Annotated in this window: 1 protein-coding gene; it reads right to left on the bottom strand. The window is 53.4% G+C overall.

Annotation, left to right across the window (positions count from 1 at the left end; genetic code table 11):
- Positions 1-274: P-loop NTPase (locus tag ACPYOM_RS22330; RefSeq protein ID WP_481347639.1), on the bottom strand; the 274-nt coding region annotated here is incomplete at its 3' end.
- Between the last annotated feature and the right edge of the window lie 7 nt (positions 275-281).

Here is a 281-nt window from a genome sequence, read left to right as displayed (position 1 = left end):
ATTCGCTGACCATCGGACGCCTGAGGTCTGCGTCTACGAGGCAAACGGACTGGCCTGTTTCTGCTAAGGAAATAGCCAAATTAGTTGCAGTCGTACTCTTTCCTTCACCAGGTAGAGAGGAGGTGACAAGGATAACTTTGGCTTGGCCCGAGACGTTGGCGAACTGCAGGTTCGTTCGTAGCTGTCGAAATGACTCGGCTCGCTGGCTCTGCGAGGACTCCTGAGTCAGAAGTGGAGACGTCTGCGCGTCCTTATGAAAAGCAATACCTCCCAATAGAGGG

The sequence above is a fragment of the Monashia sp. HAY1-2A genome, from assembly GCF_056755315.1.
This window is presented reverse-complemented; position numbering and strand designations above follow the sequence as displayed.